The following is a 19,472-nucleotide window of genomic DNA, read 5'->3' as shown; positions in this document are numbered from 1 at the left end:
GGCGCCCCTCAGCTGAAGTGCTCGGAAATCTTGGACATGGTGAAGTTGGTGACGAGCACTTCTTCGTGATTGGTGTGACTGATGACCGTGTCTTCGAGGTGATTGTGGATGTGGGCGCAGGCGCTCAGCAGCGTCTCGGACTGTGTACGCCACTTGTCCCATGCGGCCCACATGCCCGAGCCGATCGCGAACCCGTCCTTGTCGAGGCTGGTGGAAGCGGTGTCGTGGTGAGCTCCCGCGAAGAAGGCGGCGGTTTCGAGGCCGTGGTAGAGCTCCTGAGCCTCGTTGCCGACGGCCTGGAGGTCCTTGGACGTGACCTTGTAGTCCGATGCTCCGCCACCACCTCCCCCGCCGCCCTCGGCAGGCGCCTGGTTGAGTCGCATGCTGGTCGCACCGGTGCGTGCGCTGGCCCATTCCTCGTCGAACGACATCAATCTCCCCCGTTGCTGACCCCGGCCGACACCGGGACTGGTCATTGGCGATGCTGGTCCCTGGCGGGCCCGAGGTCTGCGTGACCCGGTCTCCCACAGTGGGCCGCACTCTTCCCCAACTGCCTTGACTTCAAAGGCCACTGTATCGAGCAGCCGTCGACACACACACCCGGGGATTGCATACGCAATGGGTGTCACATCGCCATGAGTGGGGCATCGCGACCGCCGTTGGTCCCGCACTTCCCCGAATGCGAACGTGCAGAATATGTGCCTTCAACGCAAAGAGTGCCGCTGTGCGAAGTCACGGCGGCACCCGGGCGCTGTACGGAGGCCGAAGGTCAGGCGCTTCGACGGGAACGGATGACGGGAACGGCGACAGCAGCCCCGAGGATGACGGCCGCGGCGACGCCGATTCCGATCCAGAGGCCGGTGTTCCCGTCATCGCTGGACGCGGAGGCCGCGGCAGGCTGCTTCTTGTCGGGCTCGGCGCCTCCGGCGGCCTTGGAGGGCTGCGAGGAGGGCGACTTGGGGGCGGCGGCGAGGTCGGGGAGCGGGTACTCGTCGGCCGGGCCGGGGTCGCCGGGGGCCGTCAGTGCGATACGGGGGCGAACGGTTCCGTAGCCGAGGAAGTCGGTGCGCTTTTCTCCGCTCCGCGGGCTGCCGACGGTGTTGAGTAGGACGCGCAGGACCTGATTGTTGGTCCACTCCGGGTGCTTGGACCAGATGAGTGCGGCGGACGCGGAGGCGAGAGCGGTCGCGTCACTCGTTCCGCTCGTCTTGCACAGTCGGGTCTCCTTAGTGCAAGCCGCGACGATGTCCCAGCCGGGCGCGACAAAGTCAACGAGAGGCCCGTACTGGGACTCCTCCGTCTTCTTGCCGTCCCTGCCAATGGCACCGACACTCACCACGCCAGGGGTGGCAGCCGGATATTCGATGTCGGTGTCGCCCTCGTTTCCTACGGCAGCAAAGATCAGCGACCCCTTGTCGAGGGCGTACTTCACCGCACTCGTCAGCTGCGGCGACCCGTGGATCACGCCCTGCGAGATGTTGATGACCTTGGCGCCCTGATCGGCCGCGTAGCGGATCGCTTCACTCACTGGCTTTTGATATTCGTCGGCCTGGTCCTGACGACTCCCCGAAAGGTCAGTGTCGGCCAAGCGGACGGGAAGGATCTTGGCTCCCGGGGCCAGGCCGAATGAGCCGTTTCCACCGTTCAACTTGCCGGTACCGGCGATGACACCCGCCATGCCTGTGCCGTGCCCCTCAGTGTCCGTTCGCTCATTGCCCGGCTCTGCAGGAGTGAAGTCCTTACCTGGGAGGATCTGGCCCTGGAGGTCGGGATGTGTGACATCGACGCCACTGTCGAGGAGCGCCACCGTCACGCCCTTCCCGGTGCTGACCTTCCACATTTCCTCAGCATGCATGGCGTCCAAATGCCATTGCTTGGAACGGATTGACTCCGCCAGGGCCGGTGGGGCAGCGGAGCCCACCAGCAGTAGGCCCAGCGACGCCGCAACAACACAACTGCGACGGCGCGATCGAATACCGCTGGTAGACATCTGCTTCCTCTATGTGGGGGTGTTCAGTCGATGACCGGTGGAACGACGGGTCGGGTGCCCTGCTGCCACGTCGCTTCGTCCTCGGACAGGTAGTCCGGGCGCTCGCCGTTCCGGTCGTCGCGGCGGGAGTTGGCGCCGTGTGTCCCAGCGGACATCGCTCCGGAGCGGCCGGCCTGTCCAGGGTGGGCACCGCCGCCGCCCGCGTTCTGGCCTCGCACGAGGCCCGAGCCGCCGGGCGTGAAGGGGCGGCCACCCGTCTGTCCGGGCTGCTGCGGTCGGCCTCCGACCACTCCGCCCATCTCGGACGCCAAGCGGCGCCCACCAGAGATACCGCTCTGGCCTGCGCCCCCCATGGGACCGCCGCCGTGCATGCCGCCCATCCCGCGCCCCATCGGCCCCCGAGTGCCCGTGGTCCCTTCGTTGCCGATCACCGTGCCACGGGGAATTCCGCCCGCAGGGCGGCCCGTGTTCGGCGCGACGGGTCGACCACCGGAGATGCCGTTCTCACGCGGCATCCGTGACGCGATCCCGCCCTGGCTCGGCGGCAGCACACCGCGGCCACCGGCGATTGCCTTCCCTGGCGCGCTCGTGGCGGGCACAGGGGGGTTGCCCCCGAAGGCAGGCGGTATCACGCCGGGCGGGACCGTGCCCGGGCCTTCGGGCTTGGCCATCGGAGGAACGATGCTGGTGGTCGGAGGGAGTTCAGTCTTCGGCGGGAGGGTGTTGACGCTGTCGATCCCAAGGTTCGTGGGGCGCTCAGGCGGGACCCGCCCAGGCTTGTCCGTCTGCTCCACGTGTCCCACAGCCTGATTCTGGGAGGGATCGGTCGATGTTGTATGCACACCGTCGCCAACCGCAGTGGTCCGGCTGCTCCGGTCACTGGTCCCAACCGACGACTGCTGGTCGCCGGTCCTGCTCTTGGGTGCTTCCGGAACGAACCGGTCCGGCGGCGCCGGGAACGTCGGCACCTGCAGCCCGTTCATCGCCTCGGCACTCGTCGAGTACGACCCGGCCAGATTCCTCATGTTCTGGATGGCCTCTTGCCGGGCGTTCTCCCTGGCCGTGGCAGCCAGCGCCATAGCCTCGGGCGAGACCTTTCCCTTCTCGTCCGGCGGCGGCTGGAACTGGGTGATCGTTGACCGGGCGCTCGCCCCGATCGGCCCCGAATCGGGGTCGTTGTGAAACTTCCGCGCCGCGTCAGCACTGGCCTGGGCGGTTCCCAGACTGTCCGGCATGGCGGTGTGGGCCGCCGCAATCGCCTGCGAGGCGAGCGCGAGCCACTTCGAGGACTGCCGACTGTACTCAGCCAGGTACTTGGTGGAAAGGGCAGTGTCCGCACCCCAGTCACGGAAACTGTCTCCGGCCTCGCCTTGCCAACCCACCTTCTCCATGTGCTTGGTAAGGTCCGTGGCAAGCTTTTCGAGGGCCGTCGACGCCTCCGACAGGCGGTCGGAAACACCCTGGACCGTCCCACTGCTCGAAGGCCTCAACCACGCCCAGAGATCGTCATGGGACATCTTGTCGAACTCGGTCTTCACACCACCGCCGCCATTGGCACCGCTACCCATGTGCCGTCACCCCTCTCCCCCGTTGAACTACGCCCCGCATCATCACGTACTTGCGCCCTGGTCGACCGGCTGGTCCTTCGCGTGGTCCCTGGCCCATTCGGTGGTGTTCCGGTTCAGGGCCCGCATGCGCCGCTTGACGTCGTCGTCCATGGACTCGTAGCCCGCCTGCGACGCCTGGATCGCGATGCTCAGCCCCTCAACGGAGTCCGAGAGCATCTTGGAGAGCTGTTTGAGCTGCGCCACGACAGTCTGGTAGGCGCTGAAGAGCTCCTGCGCCTCGATGAACGCGCTCTGGCCTCCGCCGAGTTCGGCGCGCACCATCTTCTCGTCGGCCAGTTGGTGCGGCGAAGCCTGTGACCCGAGCAGCTTGGTGAGGATGTCATCCGCATCCTTGCGAAAGTTCTCCAGCGTCTCGGCCTCGACGAGCATGGCCTGCTGCGGATTGACGTTCCACAGCGCCTCCATCGCGCTCGGCGGTTTCGGTACCGGCGGCCCGTACACCGGCCGCCCCGTCCCATCGTCCTCAGCCACGAACGCCTCCCCGTTTACGCACGTCTACAGGGATCACTGTACCGACCATCAGTGACAGCACGCATCCTCGAATTGCAGATGCAATGCGCGTCACACCGCTACGAGTTGGGAACAGCCACCGCCGCCTGAGGCCTGATCGGGAGCCTGTTGATCGGGCGGCCCGTGGCTGCGCGGACCGCTGAAGCCACCGCCGCCGGGGAAGTGACCACCGGGGCCGCACTCGCGGGCTTTGCGCCGAAGGGGGCCACCACGTCGCGCTCTTCCACAAGTTTCACGATGCGAATGTCCGGGGCGTCCAAGGATGTCGGGAGTGCGTAGCCCGTCAGGTCCGGGCGGCGGATCAGGCCGCGGGCCGTGCGGAGGTTCTCCGTGAGGGCCGCGCCGACTCCCTGGGTGACGCCCGCTTCGATGCGGGTTGCCAGCTGCGCCGGGTTCAGCACACGGCCGACGTCCTGGGCCACCGCCATCTCCACCACGCGGACCGAGCCCAGTTCGATGTCGACGTCGACCACCGAGCGGATCGCGCAGAAGGCCATGCCCACGAAAGCGTCACCCTGGCCCGAGTCGTCGAGGGGCTCCGTGGGGTGGGGGCGGCACTGGGCCGTCGCCCACAGTTCCTTGCCGTCCATCGCTTCCGTGACCGTCGTCGACAGGACGCCGTCGTACGACGTGATCTTGCCGTCGGTGATCTGGAGCAGCTCCGTGGACATGCCGAACTTGTGCGCCAGGGGCTGGAGCAGCTGCGTACGGACCATCTTCGCCGCGCGCTCGACCGCGCCGCCCGAGACCCATGTGTGGCGGCCGTGCGCCGCCGGGCCGGCGGGGGGCTGGTCCGTGTCGACCGAGGCGACGTGGACCTCATCGAGGCCCAGCGTCTCCTGGACGATCTGGCGCGCGAGGGTGGAGAAGCCCTGGCCGGTCTCGACCGCCGCACAGATGACCGTCGCGATGCCGTCGTGGACCTTCACCGTCGCCGTGGAGACCTCGTCGGTGCCTTCCGCACCCAGCATGTGGACCATGCCCAGGGCGTAGCCGACGCCGCGCCGGACCGCGCCCGGTTCGCCCGCGCCCTCCGGGCCACCGGGGAGGAGCCAGTCGTTCTCCGGGGAGTCCTTGGGGAGGGCGGGGAGGGGGAAGTCGCGTACGGCCTGGAGGAGTTCGGCCACCGGCGCCGGGCAGGTGACCGTCTGGCCCGTGGGGAGGAGGTCGCCGGTCGCCAGCGCGTTGCGCAGCCGCAGGTCCACCGGGTCGAGGCCGAGTTTCCCGGCCAGTTTGTCCATCTGCGCCTCGTACGCGGCGCACACCTGCATCGCTCCCTCGCCGCGCACATGGCCGGACGGGGGGTTGTTCGTACGGACGGCCCAGCCCTCGATGAAGGCGTGCGGCACGACGTACGGGCCGCAGGCGAAGGCGACCGCGGCCGCGAGGGACTCCGAGGAGGCGTCGGCGTAGGCTCCCGCGTCGAGCAGCAGCTGCGCCTCGACCTTGACCAGGTGGCCCTCGGCGTCGGCGTGGTGGCGGTAGCGGAGCAGTGTGGGGTGGCGGTGGGCGTGGCCGAGGAAGGACTCCTCGCGGGTCGCCGCCAGCTTGACCGGGCAGCCGGTCTTCAGCGCCAGCAGGCCCAGCGCGAGTTGGAAGCCGGGGTCCTCGCGGTCGCCCATGGCGCCGGGGACGCCGGTGACGACGACCTTCACCCGGTCCGGCTCCAGGCCGAAGCACGAGGCGGCGAGGTCGCGGTCGGTGTGGGGGTCCGTGGACGCGGCGTACAGCTCGACACCGCCGTCGGGGCGCGGGACGGCCAGGCCGGCCTCGGCGCCGACGGGGGCCGGGTCCTGGCGGCCGATGCGGTACAGGCCCTCGACGATCACCTCGCCCGTCACATCCGGGTCGCCGTAGCGCAGCGGGATGTGGCGGATGAGGTTGCCGTCGGGGTGCAGGTGCTCGGCGGCGAAGGCCTTCTCGGGGTCGGTGACCGGGTCGAGCACCTCGTACTCGACGGTGATCGCCGCGGCGGCCAGGCGGGCCGTGTCCGGGTGGTCGGCGGCGACGGCGGCGATCGCCTCGCCGTGGTGGCGTACGAGGTCGGAGGCGAAGACGGGACGGTCCGCGATACGCCTGCCATACGCCTTGTCGCCCGGAATGTCCTCATGCGTCACGACGCCTCGCACGCCCGGCATCTCCAGCGCCGCCGAGGTGTCGACCGAGACGATTCGCGCGTGCGGGTGCGGGGAGCGCAGGATCGCCGCCCACAGCAGGCCCTCGGCCCACAGGTCCGACGCGTACGGAAACGTGCCCTCCGTCTTGGCGCGGGCATTGGCCTGCGGGAGCGACGCGCCGATGCCGTGGGCGGGCGGTTCGGGCTGACCGGCGTCAACCGTCCGGGGCGTCGCAGTGGTGGCCGCGTCGTTGCTCACGCCATGCCTCCGTCGTGCGGGTGGGGCTGCACACTACCTGCGCCGGGGGGCGCCTGGTGCGGGATCCGGGCTTCCTCGCTCGCCTCGCCCGCGGCGGCGGCGGCGCTCGCCGCGCGCTCGGCGGCCACCTCGCGCACGGCGTCGAGGACGCCCCGGTAGCCGGAGCAGCGGCAGAGGTTGCCGCACAGGGCCTGACGGGTCTCGAGCTCGGTGGGGGCGTGGTTGCCCTCCAGGAGGTCGTGGACGGTCATGGCCATGCCGGGGATGCAGAAGCCGCACTGGACCGCGCCACAGCCCGCCAGGGCGCGCTGGACGTCGGAGGGTTCGCCGTCGACGGCGAGGCCCTCGACGGTGCGGACCTCGGAGCCGGCGGCGGTCGCGGCGGGAACCAGGCAGGAGGCCACGAGACGGCCGTCGACCTGGACGTTGCACGCGCCGCACTCACCCTGGGAGCAGCCGTCCTTGGCGCCGGCGAGGCCGAGGCGCTCGCGCAGCACGTAGAGCAGGGATTCGCCGATCCAGGCGTCGGCGACGGGGCGGTCGGTGCCGTTCACCCGCAGGACGTAGGAGGTGGGCGGGTGTTCGTCGCTGTCGGTGGACGAGGTGTGAGCGGGGCCCTCGTGCTCGACGGGCCCCTCGACGGGCAGGGCGCCGTCGCCGAGCCGGGCACCTTCGACAGGCACGGCGCCGTCGCCGAGCCGGGCACCTTCGACGGGCAGAGCGCCTTCGACGGCCGGCGGCTCCTCAGTGGCCGCGTCGGCTGCCGGGGGGCCCTTCACGGGCTCCTGAGGGGCCTGCTCGCGCAGCGGCGCGTCCTCGGCCACGCGCTCCTCGTCCGCGGCGGCGGGCTCCGGCGCCGGCGCCCAGGGCGCGGTCGCGCCGCCCGGCAGTGTGGTGGGTGCGTCGAGCGAGGGGGCCCACGGGGCGGGCGCCCCGCCCGGCAGGGTCGACGACGGGCCTGCGGCAGCCCACTCGGAGCGCAGCGCCGACGTCGTGAACTCGCCGGACTCCTCGGGCAGGTCGCCGCCCGCCACCGGAATCGTCCACTGGCCGGTCAGCTCGGCCGCCGCGGCCGGGGCGTGCTCGGCCTCCGTGAAGGTCCACTGGCCGGTGGCGTGCGGGTCGACGTGCTCGGCGCGCGAGGACTCGGGCTCCGGCCACCGCACGGCCCCGGGCTCGCCCCGGTTCCCCGCCCAGCCGCCCGTCGTGCCCGGACTGTTGGCGGCCGAGGGCAGCGGATTGATCGTCGGCGGTACGTAGCCGTGCCCCGGCGCTTCGAGGGGCGCGGCGTCGAGCATGCCCTCGGGCGGCAGTTGCACGAAGGCCGTGGCCTCCGCGTCGTACTCGCCGCCGTGCGGAACCGGCTGCCAGCCACGGTGCTCCGGCGGGAGCTCGTGCGGGTTCTCCTCATTGCTCACGACAGCGCCCTCCCCAGTGCACGTCGGGCCAGCGCGGCGACGGTGCGCCGCAGGTGCAGTACGGCAGGCGGCACCACGGGCCGCTCCTCGCTCTCGGACGCCGGGGCCGGATCCGGGATGCACGCCGCCGCGACGTACTCGCCGAAGGCCGCCAGTGCCTCGCTCGCGAGGCCGCGCTCGCCGTCCCAGTCGACCAGCGAGGCGATCCACCGCTCCGCTTCCAGGGGCCGCAGCGGCATCGGTGCGATCGCGCCGACGGCGCAGCGCACCCCGCGCCGAGCCGGGTCGAGGACGACCGCGACGGAGGCGGTGGCGCGGCCCGGTCCGGTCCGGCCGGTGGCCTTCACGAAGACCTGCGGGGCGTGCAGCAGGGGTACGCGTACGAAGCCGATCAGTTCCGCGGGGGCGAGCATCTCGCGGCCCGCCAGCAGGTGGGACACGGGAATCTCGCGGCGCGCCCCGCCGGGTCCCGCGATCACCAGGTCCGCCTCCAGGGCGGCCAGGACGGGCAGGGTGTCGCCGGTCTGGGCGGCCGTGGCGATGTTGCCGCCGAGGGTGCCGGCGTTACGGATCTGGGGCGGTCCCGCCGCGCGCGCGGAGGCGGCCAGCGCGGGAATGAGAGCCGCGAAGTCGGGGCGTCCCATCCGGGCGTGGGTGAGTCCGGCGCCGAGCAGCGCGTGTCCGTCCTGGTAGCGCCAGCCGCGGATCTCGCTGATGCGGCCGAGGCCGACCAGTCCGGCCGGGCGGAGCTGTCCCTTGTTGACGGCGGCCATCAGGTCCGTGCCGCCTGCGACGGGCACGGCGGCGGGCATGGCTGTGAGCGCCGCCACGGCCTCGTCGAGCGAAGCCGGCAGCGTCACCGACTGCGCCGTCTGCGGTGCGTGCGTGGTCACCCAGCTGCCCCTTCCCGGTGTCCCGGCTGTCCCGCCTGTGTTGCCGTACCGTACGTGCTCACAGCCCGGACGTGGCAACTCTGGCACATCTTCCGAGCCGACCGACGAGAGGGTCCGCGAAGGACACATCCGTACCGGATGCATCCGCTTGTAACGATGGTCCGATTTGGAACACCGTCGGCGCCACACGCGGATTGCCACTCTTCGGCGAGCGATGTACGACTTATGCCTTACGGCCGTTCACGGTCCCAGGGACCCGGGCACGGAGGATGCGACTTCCAGCCGGGCTCACACGTTTGGGGGCGCACCCTCGATCGGGCGTCCGAGTACACCGGGTCGCTTCTGCCACGGCAAGGGGCCGCCGGGCGGACGGTAGTGGACGCCGAGGGCGTCAAGGCGCTGGTAGTGGACTTCCATTCGCCGTTCGAAGTCCGCGAAGTCGCGTTCGGGCGGGGCGGGGAGCGCGGACCAGGCCACCTCGGCGAAGGCCGAGAGCCGCGGGAAGACCTGGTAGTCGACGCGGGAGCGGTCGTCCATCACCTCGGTCCAGACGTTGGCCTGGGTGCCGAGGATGTGCTCGGCCGCCTCGGGCGCGAGGGCCGGCGGTACCGGCTCGAAGCGGTAGACGTCCTCAAGGGTGCGTACGTATCCGATGGGCATCGGCTCGTCGGGGCCGCCGTGCTGGCGGTGGTCCAAGTACACGTGCTGCTCCGGGCACATGACGACATCGTGGCCGGCCTCGGCGGCGGCGATGCCTCCGGCGTATCCACGCCAGGAGGAGACGGCGGCGCCGGGCGCGAGGCCGCCCTCCAGGATCTCGTCCCAGCCGATGAGACGACGGCCGCGCCCGGCGAGCCAGCTGTCGAAGTGCCGGACGAACCAGGACTGGAGTCCGTCCTCGTCGGCGAGACCGAGCTCCTTGATCCGGGCCTGGGCGGCCGGGGACGCCTTCCACTGGTCCTTGAGGCACTCGTCACCGCCGATGTGGACGAACGGGGAGACGGCCGCCGGAAAGAGTTCGAGGATCTCCTCGAAGACGCCCTCGTAGAAGCGAAGGGTGGTGTCAGTGGGGGCGAGTACGTTCGGACTGACGCCCCAGGTGTCCCAGACGGAGAGGGTGGTGGTGTCGATGACGTCGGTGTTGCCCAGTTCCGGGTACGCGGCGATGGCGGCCTGCGAGTGGCCCGGGATGTCGATCTCGGGGACGACGCCGATATGCCGCTCGGCGGCGTATGCCACGATTTCGCGGATGTCGTCCTGCGTGTAGTAACCGCCGTGCGGCTTCTCGTCCCAGAGTTCGGAGGCGCGATGGCCGTATTTGGTGCGGGATCGCCAGGCGCCGACCTCGGTGAGCCGGGGGTGGCGCTTGATCTCGATGCGCCAGCCCTGGTCGTCGGTGAGGTGGAAGTGGAAGACGTTCAGCTTGTGGGCGGCGAGGAGATCGAGGTGGCGCAGGACGTCGTCCTTGGGCAGAAAGTGCCGTGACACGTCGAGCATGAGGCCGCGCCAGCCGAAGCGGGGGGCGTCCTCGACGACCTGGTCCGGCAGGGCGGCGGCCCCGGTACCGACGGGTGCGCTGCGGAAGGCCCGGGGGCCGAGCAGCTGACGCAGCGTCTGGGCGCCCCAGAAGACGCCGGCCGAGTCGCCGCCGACGATCTCCACGCCCCGGTCCGAGGCGACCGTGAGGCGGTACGCCTCGGGGCGCAGGGCGTTGTCGACGCGCAGCGTGAGCGTGTTCCGTGCGCCCTCGCGCGCGGGTGGCAGGGTCAGCCCGAAAGCCGCGCCGAGCACGGTGCGCAGCCAGCGTTCCGTGCGCTCCGTGCCGGGGGCGGCGGCCATCGACGTCCGCCCGTCCATGACGAAGCAGCCGCTGTGCGAGCCCTCGACGGCCGAGGGGGCCGGGATCAGATCCATCGGTTCAGTCCTTGACCGCGCCGCCCAGGCCGGAGACCAGGCGTCGCTGCACGAGTACGAAGAAGACGAGCACGGGCACGGTCATCACGGTAGACGCCGCCATGATTCCGCCCCAGTCGTTCTCGTCGGGCTTGAAGAACACCAGGAGCGCCATCGGGAGGGTCGACTGCGAGGTGTCGCTGATGATGAAGGACTTGGCGAACAGGAAGTCGTTCCACGTCGAGATGAACGAGAACACGCTCGTGGCCACGAGCCCCGGGAAGACCAGCGGGAACAGGATCTGCCACAGGAACCGGGTCCTGCTCGCACCGTCGATGTACGCCGCCTCCTCCAGCGCCTCGGGGACGGCCTTGACGAACCCCCGCAGCATCCAGATCGCGAACGGCAACGAAAAGGCGATGTGCGGCAGGACCAGTGAGCCGAGGGTGTTCAGCTGGCCGAAGTCCCGCATCAGGAAGAAGAGCGGGATCGTCAACGCCTCGACCGGCACCATCTGCGCGACCAGGAACATGATCAGCAGAGTCGTGCGGAACCGGAAACGGAATCGCGTGACCGCGGTTGCCGCCAAGAAGGCGATCAGCGCGGAGGCGAGGACGACCGTGCCCGCCACGAAGAGACTGTTGAGGAAATACCGGCCGAATTCCTGCTGTTCGAAGACGCGGCGGAAGGAGTCGAGGGACGGGGAAAGCGTCCAGGGGCGGGCCTCGGCCGACTGGACCTCGCCGGCCGGTTTGAACGCCGAGAGGGCCATCCAGTACAGCGGGAAGGCCACGACGACCGCGATGACGAGCGCGGACGCCTCGGCGGCGAGACGCCACGGGCGGTGGATACGGGGCAGGCTCACAGCTCTTCTCCCTGGCGTCGCAGCAGTCGCAGATAGACGAGCGTGACCGCGAGCAGAATCAGCAGCATGACGACGCCGATGGCCGCGCCCAGGCTGTACTGGGACGAGGCGAAGGCTTTCTGATAGGCGTACACATTGAGCACGAGATTCTGTCCGGCGATGCCTCCGCCGTTGGTCATCACATATATCTGCGTGAAGACCTTGAAGTCCCAGATGATCGACTGGATGGTGACGACGACGAGAATGGGCCGCAGCATCGGGGCCGTGACGGAGCGCCAGATCCGCCACTGCGAGGCGCCGTCGAGAGAGGCGGCCTCCAGGACTTCGGAGGGGATCGCCCTGATGCCCGCGTAGACCGTCACCATCACGAACGGGAACGAGCACCAGACGACTTCGAGGAGCACGAGCGCGAAGGCGCTGTAGCGGCCGTACGTCCAGGAGAAGTCACCGAGGCCGAGGAGCCGGTCGACCGGCCCGTAGTCGGGGTCGAAGAGAAAGACCCAGACGGTGGAGCCGGTGACGGCGGGGGTCGCCCAGGCGCCGAGCGCGGCCAGCATCAGCGCGAGGCGGGGCAGGGCCCGCACGCGCGTGAGCAGGACCGCCAGCGAGCAGCCCACGGCGAGCGTGGCGAGGACGCAGGAGGCGGCGAAGACGAGTGTGGCGAGAAGGACCTGCCGGAACTGGCTGTCGGCGAAGAGGGCGCGGTAGTTGCCGAGCCCTTGGAAGGTGGTCGGCTCGCCACCGCTGACCTGGGCCTGGGTGTACTCCAGGAAGGAGATCAGGCCGAGCTGGTAGATGGGGTAGACGAGGAGGGCGCCGAGTACGACGAGCGCGGGCGCGAGATAGAACCAGGGGGTCCAGCCGCCGCGCCGGGCCGGCCCTACGCGACTGCCGCCCGAACCTCCACTCCGCTTGCGGGCAGCGCTCCCGCGCCTGCCGTGCGGCGGCCGGGTGGGCCCGCGCGGGGGGACGGCCGCGCCGGAGCCGTCCGCGATGTCCGTGTTCGTGGCCATGACAGCGGCCGTGCTTCCGGCGCGGGCGGCCGGACCGAGGGAGCCACCCGCACCGGCGCCCCTCGCAGCGGCCCCGGCCGGCCCGGCGGACTTGCCCGCCCTCGGAGGCGGAACCGCCGACGCGCTGGTCAGGGCGTCGGAGGCTTGCGGCAGCCCCGGGTCCGTACCCTGCGAACAGCCCGCACCTCTCGAACCGCCCGCACTCTGCGAACCGCCCGCACCTCTCGAACCGCCCGCACCCTGCGAACCGCTCGTGCCGCCCGCACCTCTCGAACCGCTCATACCCTTCGAACCGTTGGTCATCGGCGTCAGCCCGCGGCCGCGAACGCCGCGTCCATCTTCTCCGCCGCGTCGTCCGAGGCCGCCGCCACGTCCTTCTTGCCGCTCACGATCTCCTGGAACATCGTCGGCAGCACCAGCGAGGCGTCGATCCGGCCCCAGCCCGGCGACGCGGGCACGAACTTCGTCCCCGAACCCAGGGTCGTGACGAACGGGCCGACGAACGGCTCCTTCTTCGCCGCCTCCGACCGCACATCCGTGTAGGTCGGCAGGAAGCCCATCGCACCGAACAGCTTGCGCTGCGTCTCCTTGCCCGCGAACTGCTTCATCAGGTCGACCGCCAGCGTGCGGTGCGAACTGCTTCTCAGCACACCGATGTTGTTGCCGCCCGCGAAGGCCGGAGCCGTCTCGCCCGCCTTCACGCCCGGCAGCGGCACCACCGCGTACTTGCCCTTGACCGAGCCCGCCTCCACCGCCTGGTGGCTGAAGTCGCCGCCGATCGCCATGGCCGCCTTCCCCGAGGCGAAGGCGGTCACGGTCGCGTTGCCGCCCATCGAGGCGCACTTGGCGGCCGGGCAGTTGTCGTCGCCGAAGAGGGAGGTGTAGGCCGCGATGCCCTTCCGCGCAGCCGCGCTGTTGATCGCCGCCTTGTACGAACCGCCCTTCTCCTCGGCCAGTTCGCCGCCCCGCGCCCAGATGAAGGGCATCGCGCCGTAGGTGTACGCGCCGCCGACGGCGAGCCCGTACAGGTCCGGCTTCGCCTTGTGGATCTTCTTCGCGGTGGCGATCAGCTCGTCCTGCGTCTTGGGGGCGGCGATCCCCAGTTCCCTGAAGACGTCGGTGCGGTAGTACAGGGCGCGCACGCCGACGAAGAACGGCGCCCCGTAGATCTTGCCGCCGACCGTGACCGAGGTCCGTGCGGTCGGGTCGGTGTCCTTCGCCTCGTCCCACGCGGCGAACTCCGCGCTGATGTCGGCGAGTCCGCCGTCCTTCACATATCCGGCCGTGTCGGTGTTGCCGTACTCGATCAGATCCGGCGCGCTCTTCGGGTCGTTGAACGCGGCCTTGATGCGCTGGGCGCGCGTCTCGACGGGGATGTACTCGACCTCGACCTTCGCATCCTTGCGGCGGGCGCGGAACGCGGCGACGGCCCCGTCGACGACCTGCTCCTTGGGCTTGTTGTTGACCTCCTGGAAGAGCCAGACCCGCAGGGTGCCGCTCTTGTCGTCCTTCGAGGCACTGTTGTCGGAGGTCTGGGGGGCGCAGGCGGTGGCGGTGAGACCCGCCAGCGCAAGTGCCGCGGCCGGGGCGGCAATTCGGGCGATGAGCTTCATCCGTGAACCCCTACGCGTAGGCGTTGCAGCATGTGCAACGCACGTTTCGTACTGCACAACACGCAGGAGGCTAAGGGCGCGCCAACAGCTGGACAAGAGGTCTCAACCACTCTGTGACCGGCGGACGCATCCCGTGCAACGCGGCGGGTCGCTCGGCGAGGTGCACGGCGCACCACACGGACGAAAAGCAGAACGGTCCCCGGGACGCGCCATCGGCGCACCCCGGGGACCGTCCCCGGCAGGAAGGACCTGCGTTACTTCTTGTCCTTGCCGCCCTTGTCCTTGTCGCCACCGGGGCCCATGGACTCGTAGATCTCCTTGCACATCGGGCAGACCGGGTACTTCTTGGGGTCGCGCCCCGGAACCCAGACCTTTCCGCACAGTGCCACCACGGGAGTGCCGTCGACGGCACTCGCCATGATCTTGTCCTTCTGGACGTAATGGGCGAAGCGCTCGTGGTCGCCGTCGCCGTGCGACACCTGGGGTGTCGGCTCTACGAGGGTCCCCGTGCCTGTCCCGCGCTCGGGCTCAAGAGTGCTCATAACTGCCAAGAGTACTGAACGCCGGGCCGCTCAGTTCAGCGACGGGTCGTCCGGATAGGTGGCGAACATCGCGAGCTCGCTGCGCTGCCTGCGCAGCACCGCCCGCCACAGGCTCTCCGGCCTGGGCGAGGACACGTCTCCGGGCTCCGACTCGACCACGTACCAGGCCCCGTCGTTCAGTTCGCCCTCCAGCTGACCCGGGCCCCATCCGGCGTAACCCGCGAAGATCCGCAGGGATCCGAGGGCCCCGCCGAGCAGCTCGGGCGGCGCCTCCAGGTCGACCAGTCCGATCGCGCCGTACACCCGCCGCCAGCCGAGCGGACCCTCGTCACCGGGGATCACGGCCACCCCGAGCGCCGAGTCGAGCGAGACCGGACCGCCCTGGAAGACCACGCCCGGCTCACCCGCGAGAGCGGCCCAGGACTCCAGGATGTCCCCGACGACAACGGGGGTCGGCCGGTTGAGAACCACCCCCAACGAGCCCTCGTCGTCATGGTCGAGCAGCAGAACGACCGCCCGGTCGAAGTTCGGATCGGCCAGGGCGGGAGTGGCGACGAGCAGCCGCCCTGTGAGCGAGGACACCTCGGTCATGCGAGACATGATCCCGCATCTTCGCCCTCCGCGGGTGGCGGGCGGCGGAGTGTGAGTGACCCCAGTTCAGACCCCGGCCCGGGCTCCCGACGCCCGAGCGCCGCGCGGTGACGCTCCGCGATAGTTCCGGCACTGAACGTGTTGTTCCGAATTCATTACGCTTCCGGAGCACCCTCGGCCTTACGGGACAGGGGTGTACGCCCCTTACCCTTTTCACTTGTCCCCTGTCCGGCCTCCCCTCGCTCCGCTGGGGGGACCCCCATCGGAACGCGAGATTCATGACCGGCACCGACGATGTACTGCTTGTCCACGGCGGCACCCCGCTGGAGGGCGAGATCCGCGTCCGCGGCGCGAAGAACCTCGTGCCCAAGGCGATGGTCGCGGCCCTTCTGGGCAGCGAGCCCAGCCGGCTGCGCAATGTGCCCGACATCCGTGACGTGCGTGTCGTGCGCGGGCTGCTCCAGCTGCACGGTGTGACGGTCCGCCCGGGTGACGAGCCGGGAGAGCTGGTGCTCGACCCGTCGCACGTCGAGAGCGCGAACGTCGCCGACATCGATGCCCACGCGGGCTCGTCGCGCATCCCGATCCTCTTCTGCGGTCCGCTGCTGCACCGGCTCGGCCACGCCTTCATCCCGGGCCTGGGCGGCTGCGACATCGGCGGCCGGCCCATCGACTTCCACTTCGAGGTGCTGCGCCAGTTCGGCGCGACGATCGAGAAGCGGGCGGACGGCCAGTATCTGGAGGCCCCGCAGCGGCTGCGCGGCTGCAAGATCCGGCTGCCGTATCCGTCGGTCGGCTCGACCGAGCAGGTGCTGCTGACGGCCGTGCTGGCCGAGGGCGTCACCGAACTGTCCAACGCGGCCGTGGAGCCGGAGATCGAGGACCTCATCTGCGTACTGCAGAAGATGGGCGCGATCATCTCCATGGACACGGACCGGACGATCCGGATCACCGGTGTCGACAAGCTCGGCGGCTACACCCACCGCGCGCTCCCGGACCGCCTGGAGGCGGCCTCCTGGGCGTCGGCGGCGCTGGCCACCGAGGGCAACATCTATGTGCGCGGCGCGCAGCAGCGCTCGATGATGACGTTCCTCAACACCTACCGGAAGGTGGGTGGCGCGTTCGAGATCGACGACGAGGGCATCCGCTTCTGGCACCCGGGCGGCTCGCTCAACGCGATCGCCCTGGAGACCGACGTGCACCCCGGTTTCCAGACCGACTGGCAGCAGCCGCTGGTCGTGGCCCTGACCCAGGCGGCGGGGCTGTCCATCGTCCACGAGACCGTGTACGAGTCGCGGCTCGGCTTCACCTCCGCGCTCAACCAGATGGGTGCGCACATTCAGCTCTACCGCGAGTGCCTGGGCGGCTCCGACTGCCGCTTCGGCCAGCGCAACTTCCTGCACTCGGCGGTCGTGTCGGGCCCGACGAAGCTCCAGGGCGCGGACCTGGTCATCCCGGACCTGCGCGGCGGTTTCTCGTACCTGATCGCGGCGCTGGCCGCGCAGGGGACGTCCCGTGTGCACGGCATCGACCTGATCAACCGGGGCTACGAGAACTTCATGGAGAAGCTCGAGAAGCTCGGGGCGAAGGTCGAACTCCCGGGCGGAAAGCTCGTCTGACCGCTGCTCGGCTCCGGACCCCGCTCCTCCCCTTGTGGGGGCGTACGGGGTCCGGGATGTCCCGCAGCCTCCAGGCACGGCCCCAGAACGGCCTGTACGGCCCGTAGGCACGCAAAAGGGCGGCCACCCGGCAGGGTGGCCGCCCTTCGTGCTGCCGACGGCTTACTTGCCCTTGGCGGCTTCCTTGAGCTTGGAGCCCGCGGAGACCTTCACGCTGTAGCCGGCCGGGATCTGGATCGGGTCGCCGGTCTGCGGGTTACGAGCGGTGCGAGCGGCACGGTGGGTGCGCTCGAAGGTCAGGAAGCCGGGGATGGTGACCTTCTCGTCGCCCTTGGCGACAACTTCGCCGACGGTCTCGGCGAGAGCGGCCAGCACGGCGTCGGCGTCCTTGCGGGTCACCTCGGCGCGGTCGGCCAGCGCGGCCACCAGCTCACTGCGGTTCATGTTGTTACTCCCGTGTTCTTCTTGCCTGTGAGGCGTGAGATCGAAGCCGATGCTGCCAGGGCCCTCGGACAGTCCCCGGACCCGGGTCTGCTGTCAGACCCTCGCGCCCGATTACGCATCCTGCCCCCACCAGCGGCGGGAAAGCCAATCCGGCACCCTCCGGAGTCACACGAAAAGCGCCACTGCCTCGTCGTGGTGACGTTCCGTCCACTCGGTGGAGACTCCGTGTGGAGACTCCGCGGAGCCTCGGGGCTCATGGTCCGCCACCCTAAGGCGGCTTTCGCGGCCCCGCGACTCGCGACGCGCCGTGTGTCAGGCGGACGTGGGGCCCGTCACAGCCGCGCTCGCCGCCTTGGCGGCGTTGCGGACGGCTCCCGCGACCGCTCCGGCGACCTTGTCGTTGAAGACGGACGGGATGATGTAGTTCGGGTTGAGTTCGTCCTCGGTGACGACGTCCGCGAGCGCCGCGGCCGCCGCGAGCATCATTTCCGTGTTGACGGTGCGGGACTGGGCGTCCAGCAGGCCGCGGAAGACGCCCGGGAAGACCAGCACGTTGTTGATCTGGTTCGGGAAGTCGGAGCGGCCGGTCGCGACAACTGCCGCGGTCTGGCGGGCGATTGCGGGGTCGACCTCGGGGTCCGGGTTCGCGAGCGCGAACACGATTCCGCCGTCGGCCATCGCGCCGACGTCCGCCGCGCCGAGGACGTTGGGGGCGGAGACACCGATGAAGACGTCCGCGCCGACGACCGCCTGCCTGAGCGTGCCGGTGACGCCTTCGGGGTTGGTGTTGTCGGCGATCCAGCGCAGCGCCGACTCGGGGGCCGCGTCCACCAGGTCCTCGCGTCCCGCATGCACCACGCCGTGGATGTCGGCGACGACGGCGTGCTTGACTCCCGCCGCGAGCAGCAGTTTCAGGATGGCCGTACCGGCTGCGCCCGCACCGGACATGACGACCCGTACGTCCCCGACGGCCTTGCCGACCACGCGCAGGGCGTTGGTCAGAGCGGCGAGGACGACGATCGCCGTGCCGTGCTGGTCGTCGTGGAAGACGGGGATGTCCAGAGCCTCGCGCAGCCGCGCCTCGATCTCGAAGCAGCGAGGCGCGGAGATGTCCTCGAGGTTGATGCCCGCGAAGCCGGGGGCGATCGCCTTGACGATCGCGACGATTTCGTCGGTGTCCTGGGTGTCCAGACACAGCGGCCAGGCGTCGATGCCGGCGAAGCGCTTGAAGAGGGCCGCCTTGCCCTCCATCACCGGGAGCGCGGCCTTGGGGCCGATGTTGCCGAGGCCGAGGACGGCGGAGCCGTCGGTGACCACGGCGACGGAGTTTCGCTTGATGGTGAGGCGGCGGGCGTCCTCGGGGTTCTCGGCGATGGCCATGCAGACGCGCGCCACACCCGGCGTGTAGATCATCGAGAGATCGTCACGGTTGCGGATGGGATGCTTGGACTGCATCTCGATCTTGCCGCCGAGGTGCATCAGGAACGTCCGGTCGGAGACCTTGCCGAGGACGACGCCCTCGATCCCGCGCAGTTCCTCGACGATCTCGTCGGCGTGCGCGGTCGAGGTGGCCGCGATCGTGACGTCGATCTGCAGCTTCTCGTGGCCGGAGGCGGTCACGTCCAAGCCGGTGACGGAGCCCCCGGAGGACTCGACGGCCGTGGTGAGCTGGGAGACCGCGGTACCGCTCGCGGGGACCTCCAGCCGGACCGTCATCGAGTACGAGACGCTGGGCGCCGTTGCCATGACCGGGTTCCTCTGCTTTCCCTAGCTGCATTGCCATGCGGCCGTGACTGTTGCCCGGCGACGCTTGACGATGGTCGCACCTACCTGCGAGTAGCAGGTAATACTGGTCATTTAGTTTTCGGAAAATCCTTTCCATCACACGAGAGATGCAGGGGAAACAGCAGAGGAAACAGACGAGGCCCGCGCCACCGGACGGTGACGCGGGCCTCGTCTTCGATCAGATGGCACCGACCCGCCATGCTCGCCTCGCGGCAAGTGGTCGCTCGTAGCGACGAAGGTTGGGCCCGGGGGCTTGGATCGAGCCGGTGCCGTACCCAGGCTAACAAACCGCT

At 69.9% G+C, this 19,472-nt stretch carries 17 protein-coding genes; 2 read left to right on the top strand and 15 right to left on the bottom strand.

The features are described 5' to 3' along the window. Window positions 1-8: 8 nt before the first annotated feature. The 3 genes from OG293_RS22310 to OG293_RS22300 all read right to left on the bottom strand — a co-directional run bounded on the left by OG293_RS22310 (window position 9) and on the right by OG293_RS22300 (window position 2,661). The gene (locus OG293_RS22310) at window positions 9-431 is read right to left on the bottom strand and encodes a hypothetical protein (RefSeq protein WP_406000548.1); all 423 of its coding nucleotides are present in this window, start codon (window positions 429-431) and stop codon (window positions 9-11) included. Between the two features lie 338 nt (window positions 432-769). Beyond that, window positions 770-1,990 carry a type VII secretion-associated serine protease mycosin gene (gene mycP, locus OG293_RS22305; protein ID WP_406000547.1) on the bottom strand — a complete coding sequence of 407 codons (1,221 nt, stop codon included), beginning with the start codon at window positions 1,988-1,990 and terminating at the stop codon, window positions 770-772. Window positions 1,991-2,013: 23 nt separating this feature from the next. Further along, a complete protein-coding gene (locus tag OG293_RS22300; RefSeq protein ID WP_406000546.1) occupies window positions 2,014-2,661 on the bottom strand; it encodes a hypothetical protein in 648 nt (215 codons plus the stop codon). A gap of 247 nt (window positions 2,662-2,908) precedes the next feature. Between OG293_RS22300 and OG293_RS22295 the strand changes: the two genes are divergently transcribed. Further along, window positions 2,909-3,172, top strand: coding sequence for a hypothetical protein (locus OG293_RS22295; protein WP_406000545.1), 264 nt, complete (start codon window positions 2,909-2,911; stop codon window positions 3,170-3,172). 428 nt (window positions 3,173-3,600) lie between these two features. Here the strand turns inward: OG293_RS22295 and OG293_RS22290 are convergent, their stop codons facing one another. From OG293_RS22290 to OG293_RS22245, 10 genes are all read right to left on the bottom strand, one after another. Then, complete coding sequence (locus OG293_RS22290; protein ID WP_406000544.1) at window positions 3,601-4,089, bottom strand: hypothetical protein; 489 nt, start codon at window positions 4,087-4,089, stop codon at window positions 3,601-3,603. 98 nt (window positions 4,090-4,187) lie between these two features. Beyond that, window positions 4,188-6,503 carry a xanthine dehydrogenase family protein molybdopterin-binding subunit gene (locus tag OG293_RS22285; protein WP_406000543.1) on the bottom strand — a complete coding sequence of 772 codons (2,316 nt, stop codon included), beginning with the start codon at window positions 6,501-6,503 and terminating at the stop codon, window positions 4,188-4,190. Next, window positions 6,500-7,921, bottom strand: coding sequence for a 2Fe-2S iron-sulfur cluster-binding protein (locus OG293_RS22280; RefSeq protein ID WP_406000542.1), 1,422 nt, complete (start codon window positions 7,919-7,921; stop codon window positions 6,500-6,502). Before OG293_RS22280 ends, OG293_RS22285 begins: the two co-directional genes overlap by 4 nt. Then, on the bottom strand, window positions 7,918-8,814 hold the full coding sequence (locus OG293_RS22275) for an FAD binding domain-containing protein (RefSeq protein ID WP_406000541.1): 897 nt from the start codon (window positions 8,812-8,814) through the stop codon (window positions 7,918-7,920). The genes OG293_RS22280 and OG293_RS22275 overlap by 4 nt, the downstream gene beginning before the upstream one ends. A 288-nt stretch (window positions 8,815-9,102) precedes the next feature. Then, window positions 9,103-10,728 (bottom strand): beta-N-acetylhexosaminidase, encoded by a 1,626-nt coding sequence (locus OG293_RS22270; protein ID WP_406000540.1) that lies wholly within the window; start codon window positions 10,726-10,728, stop codon window positions 9,103-9,105. 4 nt (window positions 10,729-10,732) lie between these two features. After that, window positions 10,733-11,572: a carbohydrate ABC transporter permease gene (locus OG293_RS22265; protein WP_406000539.1), complete on the bottom strand. Its 840-nt coding sequence runs from the start codon at window positions 11,570-11,572 to the stop codon at window positions 10,733-10,735. Continuing rightward, complete coding sequence (locus OG293_RS22260) at window positions 11,569-12,585, bottom strand: carbohydrate ABC transporter permease (protein ID WP_406000538.1); 1,017 nt, start codon at window positions 12,583-12,585, stop codon at window positions 11,569-11,571. Before OG293_RS22260 ends, OG293_RS22265 begins: the two co-directional genes overlap by 4 nt. Before the next feature lie 308 nt (window positions 12,586-12,893). Next, window positions 12,894-14,198, bottom strand: coding sequence for an extracellular solute-binding protein (locus OG293_RS22255; protein WP_406000537.1), 1,305 nt, complete (start codon window positions 14,196-14,198; stop codon window positions 12,894-12,896). Between the two features lie 254 nt (window positions 14,199-14,452). After that, window positions 14,453-14,740, bottom strand: a complete 288-nt coding sequence (locus OG293_RS22250; protein ID WP_355833207.1) for a DUF3039 domain-containing protein — start codon at window positions 14,738-14,740, stop codon at window positions 14,453-14,455. A gap of 30 nt (window positions 14,741-14,770) precedes the next feature. After that, window positions 14,771-15,331, bottom strand: coding sequence for a YqgE/AlgH family protein (locus OG293_RS22245; protein WP_406000536.1), 561 nt, complete (start codon window positions 15,329-15,331; stop codon window positions 14,771-14,773). Window positions 15,332-15,609: 278 nt separating this feature from the next. Between OG293_RS22245 and murA the strand changes: the two genes are divergently transcribed. Next, window positions 15,610-16,950 (top strand): UDP-N-acetylglucosamine 1-carboxyvinyltransferase, encoded by a 1,341-nt coding sequence (gene murA / locus OG293_RS22240; protein WP_406000535.1) that lies wholly within the window; start codon window positions 15,610-15,612, stop codon window positions 16,948-16,950. A gap of 162 nt (window positions 16,951-17,112) precedes the next feature. On the opposite strand, the gene OG293_RS22235 is transcribed toward murA, so the two are convergent. Together OG293_RS22235 and OG293_RS22230 are read right to left on the bottom strand one after the other, a co-directional pair. Next, window positions 17,113-17,394 (bottom strand): HU family DNA-binding protein, encoded by a 282-nt coding sequence (locus OG293_RS22235; RefSeq protein WP_004571953.1) that lies wholly within the window; start codon window positions 17,392-17,394, stop codon window positions 17,113-17,115. A gap of 312 nt (window positions 17,395-17,706) precedes the next feature. Continuing rightward, window positions 17,707-19,140, bottom strand: coding sequence for an NAD-dependent malic enzyme (locus OG293_RS22230; RefSeq protein WP_406000534.1), 1,434 nt, complete (start codon window positions 19,138-19,140; stop codon window positions 17,707-17,709). Window positions 19,141-19,472 lie beyond the last annotated feature (332 nt).

The organism is Streptomyces sp. NBC_00829 (assembly GCF_045161795.1).
Classification (GTDB): Bacteria; Actinomycetota; Actinomycetes; order Streptomycetales; family Streptomycetaceae; genus Streptomyces.
This window is presented reverse-complemented; position numbering and strand designations above follow the sequence as displayed.

Coding starts and splice junctions, on each gene's coding strand:
- OG293_RS22300 (WP_406000546.1), bottom strand. CDS start 2,661: ATGGCCAAGCCCGAAGGCCCGGGCACGGTCCCGCCCGGCGTGATACCG.
- OG293_RS22230 (WP_406000534.1), bottom strand. CDS start 19,140: ATGGCAACGGCGCCCAGCGTCTCGTACTCGATGACGGTCCGGCTGGAG.
- OG293_RS22255 (WP_406000537.1), bottom strand. CDS start 14,198: ATGAAGCTCATCGCCCGAATTGCCGCCCCGGCCGCGGCACTTGCGCTG.
- OG293_RS22235 (WP_004571953.1), bottom strand. CDS start 17,394: ATGAACCGCAGTGAGCTGGTGGCCGCGCTGGCCGACCGCGCCGAGGTG.
- OG293_RS22310 (WP_406000548.1), bottom strand. CDS start 431: ATGTCGTTCGACGAGGAATGGGCCAGCGCACGCACCGGTGCGACCAGC.
- OG293_RS22245 (WP_406000536.1), bottom strand. CDS start 15,331: ATGACCGAGGTGTCCTCGCTCACAGGGCGGCTGCTCGTCGCCACTCCC.
- murA (WP_406000535.1), top strand. CDS start 15,610: ATGACCGGCACCGACGATGTACTGCTTGTCCACGGCGGCACCCCGCTG.
- OG293_RS22250 (WP_355833207.1), bottom strand. CDS start 14,740: ATGAGCACTCTTGAGCCCGAGCGCGGGACAGGCACGGGGACCCTCGTA.
- mycP (WP_406000547.1), bottom strand. CDS start 1,990: ATGTCTACCAGCGGTATTCGATCGCGCCGTCGCAGTTGTGTTGTTGCG.
- OG293_RS22270 (WP_406000540.1), bottom strand. CDS start 10,728: ATGGATCTGATCCCGGCCCCCTCGGCCGTCGAGGGCTCGCACAGCGGC.
- OG293_RS22260 (WP_406000538.1), bottom strand. CDS start 12,585: ATGGCCACGAACACGGACATCGCGGACGGCTCCGGCGCGGCCGTCCCC.